The organism is Paenibacillus sp. FSL R7-0273, assembly GCF_000758625.1.
Taxonomy (GTDB): domain Bacteria; phylum Bacillota; class Bacilli; order Paenibacillales; family Paenibacillaceae; genus Paenibacillus_AQ.
Genome location: NZ_CP009283.1, coordinates 4135952 through 4151472 on the forward strand (window position 1 = coordinate 4135952; position 15521 = coordinate 4151472).

A 15521-nucleotide genomic window follows, 5' to 3' on the forward strand; every position below is an offset into this window, starting at 1 on the left:
CCCGGGCGATCTTAATAGTCACAATGGACCACTGGAGACCGCCGGAGATGTCCCGGTTTCGTCATAATCTCCACTGCTTCGTAGAGTAAACGGCCCCTGTTTACTTAAAATTTAACACACCCGGTCGAACGTTAGCGAACCGCTGCAGTGACGGTGCTTTTTTGACAGCCCGCTGTCATTTCCTGCGCTTTCCCGGAAAATAATTTTGATTTCCCGCTTCATTTCCGGGCTTACTTTCTCCGGTATACCGGGAAGGTGCAGAACTCCTCGGCAAGCAGAGTCTGGGGGAAAATCGCCTGTGCCTCGGCCAGCAGCGGAGCCAGCTCCTCCTGGTTTACATACCGTGAGCTGAAGTGGGTCAGCAGCAGCTCACGGCCGCCGGCCTGACTGGCCAGCTCCGCCGCCTGGGCAGCTGTGCTGTGATGATACTGATAAGCCATGTCCGCTAGATCATGGGCAAAGGTGGCCTCATGTATAATCAGGTCGGCCCCCTGGGCGAGCGGCAGGCTGCCCGGGCATGGACGGGTATCGCCCAGTATCGTGACAATCCGCCCCTTCTTCGGCTCACAGACCACTTCAGCTGCCCGGATGACGGTTCCGTCCTCTGTCGTTATATCCTCGCCCTTCTTCAGCCTTCCGTACAACGGGCCGGGCTTCAGCCCGTAGCTCAGCAGCAGTTCTGTATTCAGGCTGCCCGGACTGTCCTTCTCTGTTACCCGGTATCCGTAGCTGTCAATCCGGTGCTCCAGGAGACCAGCCTCCACCTTGAAGGTGTCATCCTCGAAGATCAGCCCGCCCGTGTGCTCTACAACCTCCAGCTTATAGGGAACACGGGACTGGCTGACGGATAAAGACACGTCCAGGAAAGCCTTCAGGCCCGGCGGGCCGTATACCGTCAGCGGCGCCGTACCTCCCTGATAGCCGCGGCTGGACAGCAGGCCGGGTAAGCCAAACAAGTGGTCACCATGCAGGTGGGTAATAAACAGCTTCTCCAGCTTGCCCAGCCGCAGCGGTGAACGCAATACCTGATGCTGCGTCCCTTCCCCGCAATCGAACATCCAGAAGCTGCGCCGTTCCTCCATCAGCCTGAGGGCTACGGAGGTTACATTGCGCTGCAGTGTCGGCACTCCGGCATTAGTGCCAAGAAAATAGATTTCCATTCAGATCCTTCCTTCTTCACGCTTAATATGCAGAGCGGCCTTAGCTGCTTAGTCTCTGTTCTGAATTTTACCCTTTTTTGGCGCTGAAAGCACCTTCACTTTCTTTTGCCCCGCAAACAGCATATTAATAAGCAAAAAACCTCCCGGTTACGGGAGGTCCGCTGCTGCAGGAGGAGGATGACTCCTCCTGCGCTTAGTTGTGGTTCAGGGCAGGGATATTACAGCTTCTCCACATTGAAATACTGCGCTTCCGGATGGGCAAAAACCATCGCCGAAACGGAGGCTTCCGGCTCCATCATGAAGCCGTCTGTAAGCTCTACACCGATGTCCTCCGGCTTCATCAGCTTAAACAATGGCCCTTGATCCTCCAGATCCGGGCAGGCCGGATATCCGAAGGATACACGGATGCCCTGGTACCGCGCGCCGTGCCGCTGCTTCATCGTCATATCCGCCGGATCAGGGAAGCCCCATGTATCCCGCATCATGTGATGGACGCGCTCGGCCAGTCCTTCGGCCACCTCCAGCGCAACTGCCTGCAGGGCATGGGAGCGCAGGTAATCCCCCTTCTCCTTCAGCACGGTCGACATTTCACGGACCCCGTGACCTGCCGTTACAACCAGGAAGCCGACGTAATCCATAATCCCGCTGTCCACCGGCTTCAGGAAGTCGGCAAGGCACAGATAAGGCTCTACACTCTGTCTAGGGAATGTAAAGGTATGCAGCACACTCGACTGGTCCTGCGGATCGTAGATCAGAATATCGTTGCCGCGCGACTGGGCCGGGAAGAACTGATACATCGCATGGGGGGCAATCGTCCCCTCAACCATCGCCTGATGCAGGATATCATCCACCGTCTCCTTGAGCTCAACTGTACGCGGGTCTCCGGCCGCGAGCTGGGCTTCCACCGAGCCGCGCAGGCCAAGATGATGGCCGAGCAGCATCTGCATATTCACATAAGGAACGATGTGGCCAAGCGGATAATTACGCAGCACATGCCGCTCCAGATCCGGCGGCGTGAACACCGGTGCATCCGCTGAAATCTTCGAGCGGACGGCCCGGGTCAATTCCGGCAGCTCCTGCTTCTGAGCAACCGCCACAGCAGCCTCGGCTTCCTCGCGCACCTCTTCCTCCAGCTTGACCCGCTCCAGCGGATTCATCAGCTTGTTGGCGATATCAAGCCCGTCCATCGCGTCCTTCGCATAGAGGACCAGGCCGTCATATTCCGGCCGGATCCGGGTCTTGGTGAACTTGCGGGTCAGCGCCGCACCTCCTACCAGAATAGGTACGTCAATGCCTGCGGAACGCAGATCCTGCGCAGTCGTGACCATCTGCTGCGCCGATTTAACCAGAAGGCCGGACAGGCCGATGGCATCCGCTTTTTCACGGCGGAAGGCTTCGATAATATTCTCCGGCGGTACCTTGATCCCCAGATTGATAATCTGGTAGCCGTTGTTGGACAGAATGATCTCCACCAGGTTTTTGCCGATGTCATGGACATCACCCTTAACGGTCGCCAGCATAATTTTGCCCTTCACAGCGGTCTCATCCTTCTGCATGAACTGCTCCAGATGAGCAACTGAAGCCTTCATTACTTCAGCGCTTTGCAGCACTTCTGCAACAATCAGCTCATTGTTGTTGAACAGCCGTCCCACTTCGGACATACCGGCCATCAGCGGACCGTTGATAATTTCCAGCGGACTGTCCTTGGTGAGAGCTTCATTCAGGTCAGGAATCAGCCCTTCCTTGGTTCCCTCGACAACATAAGAGGCCAGGCGCTCCTCCAGTGAAAGATTGGAGATCTTTTCTTTCTTCTCCACCTTCTTCTCACGGAAGGCAGCGACAAAGGCAGCCAGCGTCTCATCGTTCGTGTTATAAATTAGCTCTTCGGCAAGCTTACGCTCCTCCTCTGGAATTGAAGCATAACGCTCAACCTTCTCCGTGTTGACGATCGCATAATCCAGCCCGGCCTTGGTGCACTCATACAGGAACACAGAGTTCAGCACTTCCCGCCCGGCTTCCGGCAGACCGAAGGAGACGTTGCTGATCCCCAGGATGGTGTGTACTCCCGGAAGGGCCTCCTTGATCAGCCTGATACCGTCAATCGTTTCCTTCGCCGATCCGATATACTGCTCGTCCCCGGTGCCTACCGGGAATACAAGCGTATCAAAAATCAGATCCTCCGGCTGCAGGCCGTATTTGTTGACCAGCAGATCATAGGAACGTCTGGCAACTGCCAGCTTGTCATCCGCCTTGATTGCCTGTCCGGTTTCATCGATGGTACCGACTACAATGGCAGCACCATACTTGTGGATCAGAGGGGTAACATGCTCAAACTTCTCCTCGCCATCCTCAAGGTTAATGGAGTTAATTATCGCTTTACCCTGACAATACTGCAGCGCCAGATCGATAACCTTCGGGTCCGTTGTATCGATCATCAGCGGCACCTTTACCTTTTTGACCACTAGCTCAAGGAACTTCTTGATATCCTCGCTCTCGTCGCGGTCCGGGTCCTGTACGCAGACGTCGATCACCTGTGCACCGCTCTTGACCTGTGCCCGGGCAATCTCCGAGGCCTCCTCATACTTGCCTTCAACAATCAGCCGCTTGAATTTCCGCGAGCCCAGCACGTTCGTCCGCTCCCCGACCATATAAGGACGGTTCGCATCCTCCACATACACAGGCTCAATTCCCGACAGTGCAGGCGGATGAGCCCCGTTCAGCGGACGGGGAGGATAGACCGTAATCTGCTCAGCCATAGCACGGATATGATCCGGGGTTGTTCCGCAGCAGCCGCCGGCTATATTCAGCCAGCCCTTCTCGGCAAAGCCCGCCAGCTTGCGGGCCAGCGAATCCGGCGACTCATGGTAATTGCCGTTCTCATCCGGCAGTCCGGCATTCGGATAGCAGCTCACCGCCGCCGATGAAATCTCTGACAGCGAACGGATATGGTCACGCATGAATTCCGGACCTGTGGCACAGTTCAGTCCGATGGAAACCGGATTCAGATGCTCAAGCGAAATGTAAAACGCCTCAATGTTCTGACCGGCCAGCGTAGTGCCCATAGGCTCAATCGTACCGGAGATCATTACAGGAAGCGTAATGCCTGTCTGTTCAAAAGCATTGCGGATCCCGATACTGCCCGCCTTGACATTCAATGTGTCCTGTGACGTCTCCAGCAGCAATGCATCCACCTTGCCGTCGATCAGGGCAACAGCCTGCTCCTCATAGCTGCTCACCAGCTCCTGGAAGGTTACGCCGCCGGTAACGGACAGTGTCTTCGTAGTCGGCCCCATTGCCCCTACTACATAACGCGGATGCTCCGGCGTATCATATTTGTCTGCGGCATTCCGGGCCAGCCTGGCCGCCTCCAGATTAATCTCCCGCGCCTTCTGCGGGATATCATATTCCGCAAGCACGACAGAGGTCGCGCCAAAGGTATTGGTCTCAATCAGATCTGCGCCGGCCTCCAAATACTGCTCATGAATAGTCTGGATGACCTCCGGGCGCGTAAGCACCAGCATTTCGTTACAGCCATCAAGCTCTTCTCCGCCAAAATCCTCTCCGGTCAGGGGAACCTGTTGAATCATTGTACCCATTGCTCCGTCCAGAATCAGTATTCGCCGCTGCAAGCTCTCAGCAAGTGTATATTTAGCCACTTCATATCCCCCCCGAAAAACATTAGAGTTAGTTTAGCAGAAGAAAGCGAAATCGGAAAGCATTGCTTTCCACTCTGCATAATTGTTATTATTTGGCGGCTCCGGGGCGGCAGCACCGTCAAGGTGCAATCACAAGCTTTTTACTGGGCATGGAGTGCTGCGTCCGGGCCGTAACATGCGAAGTTACAGTGTATACGCCTTCCAGTTCAAACGCCGTCTCCGCCTCATACACGCCATTGCCGGCAGCTACTCCCTCCAGCTCAAGCTTCACTGTACCGTCGTTCTTGCTTACAATTTCAAAAAGCACTTCCCGTGCGTCATTCACGGGTTCACCGGCCTGGGTAACTTCTGCCTGAAAGGTGATCTGTCCGCCCACCTTCCCCTGCTCCGGATTCCAGCTTAATTCTACCTGAATCGGCTCCATGGATACATTGGCCGCAGCATGCATATGATTATGCTCCGTGCTGTTTGACGAGCAGCCGACCACCGAAGTTACGGCAATAACGAACAGTGCAGCCGCCAGCTGCTTAGGTTTGATCATCCGGCATCCTCCCGATTGGATAATAGGTTCCATTCGAAGCTTACAGCGCGAGTAATCCATTCTGCTTCTATTATACATACAATTTTAAATATTGCCCCGGTATAAATCGTTAACCGGATTAAAAACAGGCGCATAGTTTTTTTATTGTCTCATCGCCTCTTTTTGTAACCATAAGGCCGGTCTCTGCATATGCTGTCGCCATAATGACTGCAGAAGGGTTGTTGAACAGATTGATTAGCAAAGATCCTGTGTATCACATTTTAAAGCTGCTGCAGGAACAGGGAGCGCCTAACTTCAGGCAAACCGGCATGGACGAAAGAGACCTTGCTGTTGCACTGAAGCATATTGTCGAAGCCGGTTATATAGACAGCAGCGGAAGCGGAGTCACTCAGGCCGGGCTTGATTACATTACCGGTTACGAAAGAAGGAGCAATGACAGCCGGGACTAAGCAGCATAACAGCATAAATACCCGCGATCCACAGGATTGCGGGTATTTCATGTTAAAATAGACATAAAGGGGGAGATTTAACTGAAATTACTGAAAAAGCTATACTCCGAGTATCTGGTTATACCCAGATCTTTCCGCAAGCTGATGCTATGGGCATGGATTGTTTTATTTTTCATCGCCGGGTACAAATTTGACTGGTTTTATTGGCGTTAATGTCTTATATCCGTTGCCCTATTCCTTTCTGACCGTTTCACGTTCACGGATTTCCAGGTTTTTGGAATGGTTATATAAATCCAGCGCCGTGATAGCCCTAAGCGCAAGCTTTACAAAAAGAACAAAAGCAACGACTCCTGCCCCTATGCATGCCAGCCACATCAAAAAGAAAAAGATACTAAATGCACCACCAACAAATAATCCGGGTTGACTCACCATCGTGTAACTCAGCTCCTTCCAGAAAGTATTAACCGAGTATACTCTATTTGGAACATTATGTATGCGAAAAAAGCTCTAATTCAAGTCAGAATAAACTTATATACCAAAAAACCGGCCCCTCTAGAGGAAGCCGGCTTACGTAAATTTATAGTGATTGTACCAGCGGAAGCAGCTCGGAAAGATGGCCGATTCTGTAGTCCGGCTGAATTTCGGGATCCGGTGCTTTATCTGTCCGGTTGATCCAGACCGTAGTCAGACCTGCGGACAAGCCGCCCAGAATATCTGTTGTGAGCTTATCGCCCACCATGATTCCCTGCTCAGGAGCGATATCAAGCAGTTCAAGCGCATGCTGGAAAATTGCCTTATCCGGCTTGCCCTTGCCGAAGCTGCCTGAGATGACTACATGATCGAAGTAAGGAATAAGCTCAGGCACGCCGTCCAGCTTCTCCTGCTGCAGGGCCGGACAGCCGTTGGTAAGCAGCAGCAGCTTTACTTTGCCGCGCAGCTCATCCAGCACCTGCAGCGTCTCTTCATACATATACGGACGGCTCCGGCGCTCTTCGCCGAACTTTGCAGCCAGCCGCTCAGCCAGTCCTTCATCCTGAGTACCCAGAGCTGCCAGGCCGCGGCGCCAGGCTTCCTTGCGGTATGCCGGAGCAAGCTGTTCCAGCTGCCGGAACTCAGCCTGCTCTCCGGCAGTAAAGTTCGCCCACAGCGCCTCAAACGGATTAATCCCGATCATCTTCGTAAACGGAAATGTCTCATAAGATTCGTAGAGGCTTCTGGCCTCCCTGCGGACAGCGGCCTCCAGCTCCTGAGGATCAACAGTGTCACCGGCTGCTTCGCAGGCGGCCCGGAAGGCTTCCTCAACACTCCGTTCATCCCAGAGCAGTGTATCGTCAAGATCAAACAGTACGGCAGTAATCGGCATAATATCGCTCCCTCTCCCTATGCTGGTCTATCTTATCTGTCTACTCACGCACTACTTCAATATTATTGGCTTTGGCGAACTGCTCAAGGCGGGCGCCCATCGCTTCGGTATCATAACGGTTCAGCCATCTGGAGAATACCCACTGCTTGCGTTTGCCTTTATATTTCAGGGAAACCATGCTGCGGGACAGGATAATCTTCTCAATCTCTGATGCCTGCAGCCAGCGCTCACGGTTAAATTTAATGGTGGAAACTCTGGCCCGCTCAACCTTGAGAAAAGGACGGCGGAAGAAAATCAGGGCTGCCAGTAAAAAGTACAGGACAACGCCCAGCCAGTTGGCCAGTATACCCTGCCCCCGGGCTTCATCAATGGAGCCCACTACCCAGAACATCATCCCGAGCAGCAGCAGAACGATCGGAAATACAATGTTGCGGCCTTTAAAAATGTCAGTGCCTCCTGCAGACGATGATGATTTGGAGGCATAAATGGAATCCTTGCCTTGCTTCTTCCGTTGCATATTGACTTGCTTGGTGTTGCGTTGAACCATTCTTTCCCAAGAACGGGCCATGTGAGTTCCCCCTAGTCATCCTAAAATATCTATGACAAAGCCGCAGGACTAATGTGTAAGCCCCTTATTGCCCTGATCATCGTTGTCCACGATTTCAATCGTATCCAGCTGTGCACGGAAGTTCTTGCGGATGTTGCCCAGATAAATCTCGCGGAGCCGGGCGCGTTCCTCCAGTTCCTCTTCTGTCAGGCCGCTGCTCTTCTGCTTGCGTGCCAATTCATTGATGCGTGCGACCAATTCGTCTATATTCAATGCTTTCCCCTCCCCTATAAATTCATTCTAACTTTGCCATGAGAAAAAGAGCTTGTCAAGGTCTCCTCCCTGAAAGCTCTTCCTGTCGTAACTTCTGTTCCTGCAACTATTAGTATGCAGGCAGTGTCAGCACATCCCCGGCCTGTATAGCATTGCCCTCAAGCCCGCTTGCCTTCTTAATTCCTTCTATATATACAACCGTCCTCATATCCGACGGCTTATGTTCAAGCGCAATGCTCCACAATGAGTCTCCGCGTTCTACAACTACGCGTTCAGCTGGTGTTACCGAGGATACTGAACCTGCAAATACATTACCTACCACTGTAAAACCGGAAATCACCAGCATCAAAATCAGGGCAAGCTTCACCAGCTGGCCTCCCCGGAACAGATTCATCATTGCTCCGCACAGGGATACTACTCCATTCTTCAGGCTAATACCATATTCAAAAGCAGAGACACCGGCAGATTGAACCTCACTTGTCTCGTCGTAGATGCTGCGGTAAGTACTGTATTTTAACAATATCATCGACCTCCAAACACTTGTTCTTAAATTTGAGATTAATATAACACGAACATGTGTTTTGATCAATATATTTTTTCGAACAATTGTTCCCCTTTGTTTCCGGGCATACCAAAGAGTTAGAACTTATGTTTGTACGAACGGAAGTTCTATGTTATAATTTTCCCAAACATACTATATGGGGTTGATTCCAATGTCAAAGATTTCGAGTCGTCAGCTGGCGATCCTGGAATTCATACGTAACGAAGTCCGCAGCAAGGGTTATCCTCCGTCCGTCCGCGAAATCGGGGAAGCTGTCGGTCTTGCCTCCAGCTCTACCGTGCATGGTCATCTGGACCGTCTTGAGAAGAAGGGCCTGATCCGCCGTGACCCTACGAAGCCTCGTGCGATAGAACTGCTTGGACAGGAAGATTCAGAGAATGTACATCAGTTCGTACAGACGGTTACCCGTATTCCTGTTGTTGGTAAAGTCACCGCCGGGGTGCCGATTACCGCTACCGAGAATATCGAAGATTACTTTCCGCTGCCTACGCATTATGTCGGCGACAACAAGGTGTTTATGCTCTCCGTACTGGGAGACAGCATGGTGGAAGCCGGAATTATGGATGGCGACTATGTTATTGTCCGCCAGCAGCAGACGGCAGACAACGGGGATATCGTTGTAGCAATGACCGAAGAAGATGAAGCTACTGTTAAGACCTTCTATAAAGAACGTGACCATATCCGCCTGCAGCCGGAGAACCCGGCTTATGAACCGCTCCGCTTGAACCGCGTTACCATTTTGGGCAGAGTCATCGGACTTTTCCGCGATATTCATTAATTCTCCTGTCTTGAGGCTGTTGCGCATAACTGCGTAACAGCCTTTTTCCTGCCTCCGCACCCAGCTATACAGATACACCGCTCTCCCGCTGTCCTGCCCTCCTTGCCCGTCACAGGTAACCGCCTCCCTATTCCGCACATATGCTGGTATGAGAAGGAGGGCTGATCACTATGCCCAATTATCGCATCATTGTTGATCTGTCGCAGCGTATGCTGTATCTGCTGGATAACGACATTGTAACCCGTGGTTTTCCTGTAGGCATCGGTACGATGCTGACCGCTTCACCCCAGGGCGAATACACCATTATTAACAAGCAGCCTAATCCGGGCGGGCCGTTCGGCGCGTTTTGGATGGGACTGTCCAAACCGCATTACGGTATCCATGGCACCAATGATCCCGCTTCAATCGGTCACATGGTTTCACACGGCTGCATCCGGATGTATAACGAAGATGTACTTGCCCTGTCCCGGCTTGTTCCGGTCGGAACACGGGTCACTATCAGGCAATAAGAGTAACGATCACCAAATAAGGGGCATCCCAAGCAGCCGGTTACGGCTTGCGGGATGCCCCTTATTGTTCTATATTTGCGTTGTTCTACAGCACACTGCGCAATAATCTGATAGCGATGCGGTTCAAGCGCAGGGCTTCCCGGATCGACACCCTTGCCGCCAGCAATTCACGTCTGGCCCGGCTCGGATTAGGCAATCTGCGCAGGTTCTCGTTGATTTCTTCAAGCCGCTCCAGGAGGACCGACCGCTGTGCCAGCAGGGCCCGGATTGCTCTGCGGATTCTTACACGTTCTCTTTCTGCCATATTAACACCTCTTTTACTGTTTTATAGTATAAGAGATGCTGTAATGGCTCCTCCTGCCTGTGTGATCCGGCAGCTGTTATTTTTCGGGTATACGCACACGGAATTCAAAATCCTTACGCCTGTAGGTCATGCCGCCCAGCTCTATGTATTCCGGTGTCCACCTCTGCAGCGGACCGGCACAATCCGCAAAGACCGGCGGCTGCCCCTCCCGAACCTGCAATACATATATATCCGCCTCAGCCAGCGCCGCAGCAAACAAATCAGCATCACACACCAGTACCTTATACGTCGTGTTCATCCGCTTCCCCCTTGTAGCTGTCTATCTTCCAAATAAACATATACTTTTCAAATATAACACAATTGGTAATGTATGTATGTGATAATCCCCTTACTGCCGGCATATAAAAAAAGCATTACCGCGAGCTTCCCTATTGCAGAAAGCCCGCCGATAATGCCCTATTCCTGATTTTAGCCCAGTCCGTAAAAGAGCACTAAAATCACAATCGTTAGCGTCGAAGCAAATGACATCCAGGTAAACACCCGGTCCCAGAACTTATTTGTCATCTGTCTTATAAACCACCAAAATCGTACTCCGCTGATGCTCTGCCCCGTCACGTGAAGATTTAACTACAGATCCGTAGCAGATGTTCACTACCTGCTCTTCCGCCAAGCCCTTGAGGAATTCATTGGCCTTGTTCTCCGCATAAAAATTATCCCCGTCCACAAACTCTTTTACCTGTATCATGATATTCTCCTTTTCATTGTTCACATACTTGCCATTATATTGGTACACATGTATTAGATAGCAGCGAAATGCACATGGCGCATCACCCCTCCACTAACATTTAATGTAAAATAGCCCTAAATAAACAGTAAGACATTCCGCAGCTCTCTGCGAAATGCCTTATCATCTGCCTAGCTTAACACCCTGCGTGAGAATGGTCAAACACTTTTTTACACAATTATACAATAGCCGATCCTGCATCGCAGCTCCGGTAACCTCTTTGATCTTCTCGTATCAATAACAGCAAAAACCTGCCAGCATCATCCTGACAGGTTCCTTCGAACATTATATATTTAAGTTTGAGCAAGAAGAAACTTCTGTAGGGCAAGCTCAGTCCTGGCTGCCTCCGCGGCTGCCTCAAGAGACGGAATCCACAGTATGGAATCTTGCCTGATGTAATGGAGTACGGCTTCACTGCTCCGGTCAAAATCACTCAGATGCTCGCTCCCGGCCCGCTCCATGCGTTGTCTTGCGAGTTCAAAGACTTTGACATAATCAAGCCTCAGCTGCGTCTGAATTTCTTTGTCACCGGACCTCAGCTTCGCCCAGGCAAAGACTCCGCCCTCCACAATCTGCTCTGAATCCTTCATATACTCAACACCTGAATGATTTGTAATAAACCTGATAACCCTCTCTTCAATCGCCTCGTAGTGTTCCATTATTGCCTTGTCATTATGCATTTAACACTCCCTTCCAACCTAAAATATGCAAGAAGGGCCCTTCTGTCGCTCACGCAGTGAAGGGCCCCCTGGATAAGAATCACACGAATAAGTTAATTTAACCTTAACCTATCCCAGCCTTAATGTATACCTTATTTGCTCATTTTTTTCAAAATAACGGGAATAGCAGCCGTCCGGCCTCTACAGAACGCTTCATTTCAGCTGCTCCTTAAGCACTGCCCCTAGTTCAGATGTGTACCGGGTAAGCTTCAGGCTGATCTCTGTCCGCATAATATCGCGCGTAAGCCCGAACCGTTCCTGGTAGCCGCGGAAAAAGATTTTATAATACATCAGAAAGTCCTCCTGCTCATCTGCCAGAACCTTGATGTTACGCTGTCTGAGCTCCTTTTGCAGCCGGTAGGTGTCCTGCATCACCCGGCTTTGGATATAGCGTCCGGCCATTAAGTACATCTTGGTAAGCATGTTGCCCGACCGTTCGATCTCCTCAATGCTCTTGCTCACCATCGTATCTATGTAGGGCAGCAGAATCAGATCCCGGACCATCGTGCGTTCAGCATTTGTGAGCATCGTTCTGCTGTCAGTCTCCTTCTCTCCTTTTTCCTGCTGCTCATACTGGTCCACATGCTCGCTCATGAGCATTTTGGTCTTCCATCTCTCGTTCCCGTCCAGCTTGCTCATTTATAATGACCCCCAATCTGTTCAGCTCGCTCCAGAGCAACCCCTGATTCAAGCAAAGAGGATGCACGAATGAGCGCCCGGCTGCCGTATCTGGTTTTGATCTGGTCTATGGCTTTCTCTTTGTTGTAGGTGCGGATCCGGTCATCGAACAAGGTCAGCTGCATCACACTGTCATCGGTCAACTGGGAGACGGATATCGCCAGCCGGCTTAACGGCATACCTGTCCAGTGGTCCACGAACAGGCGGTAGGCCGCTGCCGCCACCTCATGCGTCAGAAAGGACGGCTCCGGGAGGGTCATCTGCCGGCTGTAGGAATGGGAAGTGCTGCCGTCCGTCTCAGATACCGCAATCGAAACCACCGAGCCCATATAACGGTACCGGCGCGCCCGCTGGCACACCTCAATCACCAGCTCCAGCAGCACCACCTCGATGTCACTCAGCCTTGTATACAGATTCCAGCGCAGCGCCTTGCCGTGGCCCACAGACTTGATCTGGTGCCGGATTCCCGTAACGACAGGGCTGGGGTCGATCCCGCGGGCTGTCTGCCAGTAATATTCCGCCTGAATATCACTCTGCTTGCCCATGGTCATCCGCATTCTCCGCTTGAGCTCTCCCAGCTCCATCCGGGCGATGTCACCGATCGTGGTTATGCCCATCCGGAAAAAGTTTTTGGTCATCCGTCCGCCCACCATAAACATGTCATGGACAGGGAGCGGCCAGAGGGCCTCATCCAGGTTGTCATATCCGAGCCGGAAAACACCGCCCGCCTGCTTCTTAGCCAGATTATTGGCCATTTTGGCCAGGATTTTGGTTGGACCGACCCCCATCCGGGTCCAGACGCCGGTGGACAACATCACATGCTGCTGTATCGAAGAAATGACCTCCTGTAATTCCCCGCCAAAAAATTTCAGTGAGCCCGTCACATCCAGAAACTGCTCATCGATGCTGAACGGCTCAACCATATCCGTATAGCTCTGGTAGATCTGAGAGATCAGCAGGGAAACCGTAATGTAGGTGCTCATCCGCGGCCGGATCACGACAAGTCCGGGACATTTGGTCATCGCTTCCCCAACACGCGAGGCAGTAGTGACCCCCTGGGCTTTGGCCAGCGGACAGGCAGCCAGCACAATCCCGTTCATCCGCGCCGGATCACCCACTGCCACCGGCAGATCTTTATATTCAGGATGGGCCGCCTTCTCCACGCTGGCGTAAAAGGACTGGCAGTCCGACAGCACAATAATCCGCTCTTTAGGCATATTTCTGCCCCCGTACCGGGTGCCATGCCAGAATATTCGAGAGCAGAAACACCCGCGGCGCCCCCGCCGTCAAACAGGTTGCCCGGATGCGCCCGTCACGGATGGCGAGCACTTCGATTTTCCGTTGAGTGATCTTGCCCGCTTTGTCCAGATATACAATTTCAATGATTTGACCCATAGCCATTCTCATGACCGATCGCCCCCAACAAATAAGAACATTTGTTTGTATTATAACCAAACATGTGTTCTCTAATCAATCATGAGTATATTCCTCCACTGTCATTATTATGTATTAAAAAAAATCCGTAAGAATTCCGCCTGCTTACACAGGCTCATTCTTACGGATTTTGTGCTGCGGCGGATACCGGCGGGAAGTCCCCCTCAGGTACCGCATGCCGTTTGCTTCTGTACAGGATTACGCGAAAGCGGATTACTCCGCCTCAATGGTAGACAGCGACACTGTTGTCCACGGACTAAACTGGTCTGCCGAATCCCCTTCCGGTGTGTGTATCCGCAGCAGGTAGGCATCTCCGGCCTCGTTCTTCCAGACCATATAATCCTCCGTACCCTTTTCGTTACTTACCTGCAGGTACAGCTCTGCAAAGCGCAGGGGATGCTCAAACAGCTCCCCGCTGTAGTCTTTAGCGCCAGCAAGCTCGGTTTGTCCCTGCTGCTTCAGGGCAGCAAGATCATATCCGGCCGGCAGGGGCTCAATCTCCGCATAATAGCTGGAGTCGGCAGTCAGCGACAGACGCCCGGTCTGCGCATCAAAGGTATAGCCGTCAAATATATAGAGCGAGTAGCCGTCACCCTGTTCAAGGGTCCCATCCTGCCCGGGAACACCACCCTCCTGTTCACCGAAGCTCTGTGTCTGCGGACGCTCGGATGAGGCAGGAGCGCTCGCCTCAGGGCTGGCAGACGCCGGCGCCGCAGTGGCTGCAGGTGACACAGTCGGCTCAGGACTGGCTGTCGCTTCGCTGACAGGCGTTGCGGCTGGAGCAGACGCTGTAGGCTCCGCCTCATTCGCTGTCTCATTATTGCTGCATGCACCCAGAATTGAGGCTGACAAAAGAAGAACACTTGCTGCTGTAGCTAGCATCGATTTTTTCATGTTATACCTCCTCGTCTGATTAACACTTATTACCCACATAGCTGACATATTATCTATCCGGATAAACTCCGTACTCTAACTAAACGCAAAAAACCGCCGGAATGTTACTCCGGGCGGTTCATTTATTATGTATGACTAGATAATTACTTCCAGCAGACTGCCGAACATATAGCCGATCTTATAGGATTCCTTAACCAAACGCTCCATAACACCTATTGCAAAGGTAGTCATATTAAGCACAGCTGTCAGGATAAGAATAAAAATAAGCGGGAGCAATGCACGGGCTGCTTTGCTTATGTCTTCTTTTTTCATACTAATATCTCCGCCTTTCAGTAAAATCATTCTTCAAAAGCTTCTCCTCCGGACATGCTAGAAAGGCAGAGTATAAACATAGGCCAGTACTATTTTATCGGCTCTGCAACAATATGTAAATACTATAGATTTAAGTGTAAATTCAACAGAAAAACTATTGCAAAATCGTCTCAATTATTTATAATATTTACCAGGTGAATGAAGGGAGACATCAAGTGATCTTGTCTACTACAGATACGCTTCCCCTCATGTCTTACATTGACATTGACCGCAGCTTATATGCGCAATCCATCCACACCTTAAGGCAGAGAACGTCCAGAAACCCCAAAAGCATTTCCCGTATTCTTAATTCGTTATATGACAGCAACTACGTCACTATTGGTGATTTAATGAAGGCTTCATTGACTGAATTGCTTTGCTTGAGGAATTTCGGCGTCACGGGGCAAACGATTGTTATTGAGTTGTTAGAGGCACATAGCAGAAGTCTGGTTTGAGTTGTACCCCTTGGGGACCCTTTTTACTGAAAGGGTCTCTTTATTTTGGCAGTCGCTATTCGCT

Annotated in this window: 21 protein-coding genes; 4 read left to right on the forward strand and 17 right to left on the reverse strand. The window is 51.6% G+C overall.

Going from position 1 to position 15521, the window contains the following annotated elements:
- Window positions 1–230: 230 nt before the first annotated feature.
- The 3 genes from rnz to R70723_RS17520 all read right to left on the reverse strand — a co-directional run bounded on the left by rnz (window position 231) and on the right by R70723_RS17520 (window position 5357).
- Window positions 231–1160, reverse strand: a complete 930-nt coding sequence (gene rnz / locus R70723_RS17510) for a ribonuclease Z (RefSeq protein WP_039873774.1) — start codon at window positions 1158–1160, stop codon at window positions 231–233.
- Between the two features lie 218 nt (window positions 1161–1378).
- Complete coding sequence (metH, locus tag R70723_RS17515; RefSeq protein ID WP_372238224.1) at window positions 1379–4756, reverse strand: methionine synthase; 3378 nt, start codon at window positions 4754–4756, stop codon at window positions 1379–1381.
- A gap of 178 nt (window positions 4757–4934) precedes the next feature.
- Window positions 4935–5357 carry a FixH family protein gene (locus R70723_RS17520; RefSeq protein ID WP_052421370.1) on the reverse strand — a complete coding sequence of 141 codons (423 nt, stop codon included), beginning with the start codon at window positions 5355–5357 and terminating at the stop codon, window positions 4935–4937.
- A 221-nt stretch (window positions 5358–5578) separates the two neighbouring features.
- On the opposite strand from R70723_RS17520, the gene R70723_RS17525 reads away from it, so the two are divergent.
- Window positions 5579–5806, forward strand: a complete 228-nt coding sequence (locus R70723_RS17525; RefSeq protein WP_156123827.1) for a hypothetical protein — start codon at window positions 5579–5581, stop codon at window positions 5804–5806.
- Between the two features lie 231 nt (window positions 5807–6037).
- Here R70723_RS17525 and R70723_RS17530 read toward each other — a convergent pair whose 3' ends face one another.
- From R70723_RS17530 to R70723_RS17550, 5 genes are all read right to left on the reverse strand, one after another.
- A complete protein-coding gene (locus R70723_RS17530) occupies window positions 6038–6238 on the reverse strand; it encodes a hypothetical protein (RefSeq protein ID WP_039873780.1) in 201 nt (66 codons plus the stop codon).
- 145 nt (window positions 6239–6383) lie between these two features.
- Window positions 6384–7169: an HAD family hydrolase gene (locus R70723_RS17535; protein ID WP_039873782.1), complete on the reverse strand. Its 786-nt coding sequence runs from the start codon at window positions 7167–7169 to the stop codon at window positions 6384–6386.
- 40 nt (window positions 7170–7209) lie between these two features.
- Complete coding sequence (locus R70723_RS17540) at window positions 7210–7737, reverse strand: hypothetical protein (RefSeq protein ID WP_039873785.1); 528 nt, start codon at window positions 7735–7737, stop codon at window positions 7210–7212.
- 48 nt (window positions 7738–7785) lie between these two features.
- Window positions 7786–7989, reverse strand: coding sequence for a DUF896 domain-containing protein (locus tag R70723_RS17545; protein ID WP_039873786.1), 204 nt, complete (start codon window positions 7987–7989; stop codon window positions 7786–7788).
- Between the two features lie 109 nt (window positions 7990–8098).
- Entirely contained in the window at window positions 8099–8509 is a 411-nt protein-coding gene (locus R70723_RS17550) for a LysM peptidoglycan-binding domain-containing protein (RefSeq protein ID WP_039873787.1), read from the reverse strand.
- Window positions 8510–8702: 193 nt separating this feature from the next.
- Between R70723_RS17550 and lexA the strand changes: the two genes are divergently transcribed.
- Both lexA and R70723_RS17560 read left to right on the forward strand, forming a co-directional pair.
- Window positions 8703–9329 (forward strand): transcriptional repressor LexA, encoded by a 627-nt coding sequence (gene lexA, locus R70723_RS17555; protein ID WP_039873792.1) that lies wholly within the window; start codon window positions 8703–8705, stop codon window positions 9327–9329.
- A 170-nt stretch (window positions 9330–9499) separates the two neighbouring features.
- Window positions 9500–9838, forward strand: coding sequence for a L,D-transpeptidase (locus R70723_RS17560; protein ID WP_039873793.1), 339 nt, complete (start codon window positions 9500–9502; stop codon window positions 9836–9838).
- Window positions 9839–9923: 85 nt separating this feature from the next.
- Here the strand turns inward: R70723_RS17560 and R70723_RS17565 are convergent, their stop codons facing one another.
- From R70723_RS17565 to R70723_RS17605, 9 genes are all read right to left on the reverse strand, one after another.
- A complete protein-coding gene (locus tag R70723_RS17565; protein ID WP_039873794.1) occupies window positions 9924–10142 on the reverse strand; it encodes a hypothetical protein in 219 nt (72 codons plus the stop codon).
- 76 nt (window positions 10143–10218) lie between these two features.
- A complete protein-coding gene (locus tag R70723_RS17570) occupies window positions 10219–10440 on the reverse strand; it encodes a hypothetical protein (RefSeq protein WP_039873795.1) in 222 nt (73 codons plus the stop codon).
- A gap of 255 nt (window positions 10441–10695) precedes the next feature.
- Window positions 10696–10887 carry a sporulation protein Cse60 gene (locus tag R70723_RS17575; protein WP_039873796.1) on the reverse strand — a complete coding sequence of 64 codons (192 nt, stop codon included), beginning with the start codon at window positions 10885–10887 and terminating at the stop codon, window positions 10696–10698.
- A gap of 332 nt (window positions 10888–11219) precedes the next feature.
- Window positions 11220–11606, reverse strand: a complete 387-nt coding sequence (locus tag R70723_RS17580; RefSeq protein ID WP_039873797.1) for a hypothetical protein — start codon at window positions 11604–11606, stop codon at window positions 11220–11222.
- A gap of 192 nt (window positions 11607–11798) precedes the next feature.
- Window positions 11799–12284 (reverse strand): YhjD family protein, encoded by a 486-nt coding sequence (locus tag R70723_RS17585; RefSeq protein ID WP_039873798.1) that lies wholly within the window; start codon window positions 12282–12284, stop codon window positions 11799–11801.
- Window positions 12281–13540, reverse strand: coding sequence for a DNA polymerase IV (locus R70723_RS17590; protein ID WP_039873799.1), 1260 nt, complete (start codon window positions 13538–13540; stop codon window positions 12281–12283). The genes R70723_RS17585 and R70723_RS17590 overlap by 4 nt, the downstream gene beginning before the upstream one ends.
- Window positions 13533–13730 (reverse strand): hypothetical protein, encoded by a 198-nt coding sequence (locus R70723_RS17595; protein ID WP_039873800.1) that lies wholly within the window; start codon window positions 13728–13730, stop codon window positions 13533–13535. Before R70723_RS17595 ends, R70723_RS17590 begins: the two co-directional genes overlap by 8 nt.
- 240 nt (window positions 13731–13970) lie before the next feature.
- Window positions 13971–14651, reverse strand: coding sequence for a DUF8580 domain-containing lipoprotein (locus tag R70723_RS33775; RefSeq protein ID WP_047171156.1), 681 nt, complete (start codon window positions 14649–14651; stop codon window positions 13971–13973).
- Window positions 14652–14786: 135 nt separating this feature from the next.
- Entirely contained in the window at window positions 14787–14963 is a 177-nt protein-coding gene (locus R70723_RS17605) for a hypothetical protein (protein WP_156123828.1), read from the reverse strand.
- A gap of 248 nt (window positions 14964–15211) precedes the next feature.
- Between R70723_RS17605 and R70723_RS34400 the strand changes: the two genes are divergently transcribed.
- Window positions 15212–15457 (forward strand): DNA-directed RNA polymerase subunit alpha C-terminal domain-containing protein, encoded by a 246-nt coding sequence (locus R70723_RS34400; RefSeq protein ID WP_372238223.1) that lies wholly within the window; start codon window positions 15212–15214, stop codon window positions 15455–15457.
- Window positions 15458–15521: the final 64 nt, after the last annotated feature.

Coding starts and splice junctions, on each gene's coding strand:
- rnz (WP_039873774.1), bottom strand. CDS start 1,160: ATGGAAATCTATTTTCTTGGCACTAATGCCGGAGTGCCGACACTGCAG.
- metH (WP_372238224.1), bottom strand. CDS start 4,756: ATGGGTACAATGATTCAACAGGTTCCCCTGACCGGAGAGGATTTTGGC.
- R70723_RS17520 (WP_052421370.1), bottom strand. CDS start 5,357: ATGATCAAACCTAAGCAGCTGGCGGCTGCACTGTTCGTTATTGCCGTA.
- R70723_RS17530 (WP_039873780.1), bottom strand. CDS start 6,238: ATGGTGAGTCAACCCGGATTATTTGTTGGTGGTGCATTTAGTATCTTT.
- R70723_RS17535 (WP_039873782.1), bottom strand. CDS start 7,169: ATGCCGATTACTGCCGTACTGTTTGATCTTGACGATACACTGCTCTGG.
- R70723_RS17540 (WP_039873785.1), bottom strand. CDS start 7,737: ATGGCCCGTTCTTGGGAAAGAATGGTTCAACGCAACACCAAGCAAGTC.
- lexA (WP_039873792.1), top strand. CDS start 8,703: ATGTCAAAGATTTCGAGTCGTCAGCTGGCGATCCTGGAATTCATACGT.
- R70723_RS17560 (WP_039873793.1), top strand. CDS start 9,500: ATGCCCAATTATCGCATCATTGTTGATCTGTCGCAGCGTATGCTGTAT.
- R70723_RS17565 (WP_039873794.1), bottom strand. CDS start 10,142: ATGGCAGAAAGAGAACGTGTAAGAATCCGCAGAGCAATCCGGGCCCTG.
- R70723_RS17570 (WP_039873795.1), bottom strand. CDS start 10,440: ATGAACACGACGTATAAGGTACTGGTGTGTGATGCTGATTTGTTTGCT.
- R70723_RS17575 (WP_039873796.1), bottom strand. CDS start 10,887: ATGATACAGGTAAAAGAGTTTGTGGACGGGGATAATTTTTATGCGGAG.
- R70723_RS17580 (WP_039873797.1), bottom strand. CDS start 11,606: ATGCATAATGACAAGGCAATAATGGAACACTACGAGGCGATTGAAGAG.
- R70723_RS17585 (WP_039873798.1), bottom strand. CDS start 12,284: ATGAGCAAGCTGGACGGGAACGAGAGATGGAAGACCAAAATGCTCATG.
- R70723_RS17590 (WP_039873799.1), bottom strand. CDS start 13,540: ATGCCTAAAGAGCGGATTATTGTGCTGTCGGACTGCCAGTCCTTTTAC.
- R70723_RS17595 (WP_039873800.1), bottom strand. CDS start 13,730: ATGAGAATGGCTATGGGTCAAATCATTGAAATTGTATATCTGGACAAA.
- R70723_RS33775 (WP_047171156.1), bottom strand. CDS start 14,651: ATGAAAAAATCGATGCTAGCTACAGCAGCAAGTGTTCTTCTTTTGTCA.
- R70723_RS17605 (WP_156123828.1), bottom strand. CDS start 14,963: ATGAAAAAAGAAGACATAAGCAAAGCAGCCCGTGCATTGCTCCCGCTT.
- R70723_RS34400 (WP_372238223.1), top strand. CDS start 15,212: ATGTCTTACATTGACATTGACCGCAGCTTATATGCGCAATCCATCCAC.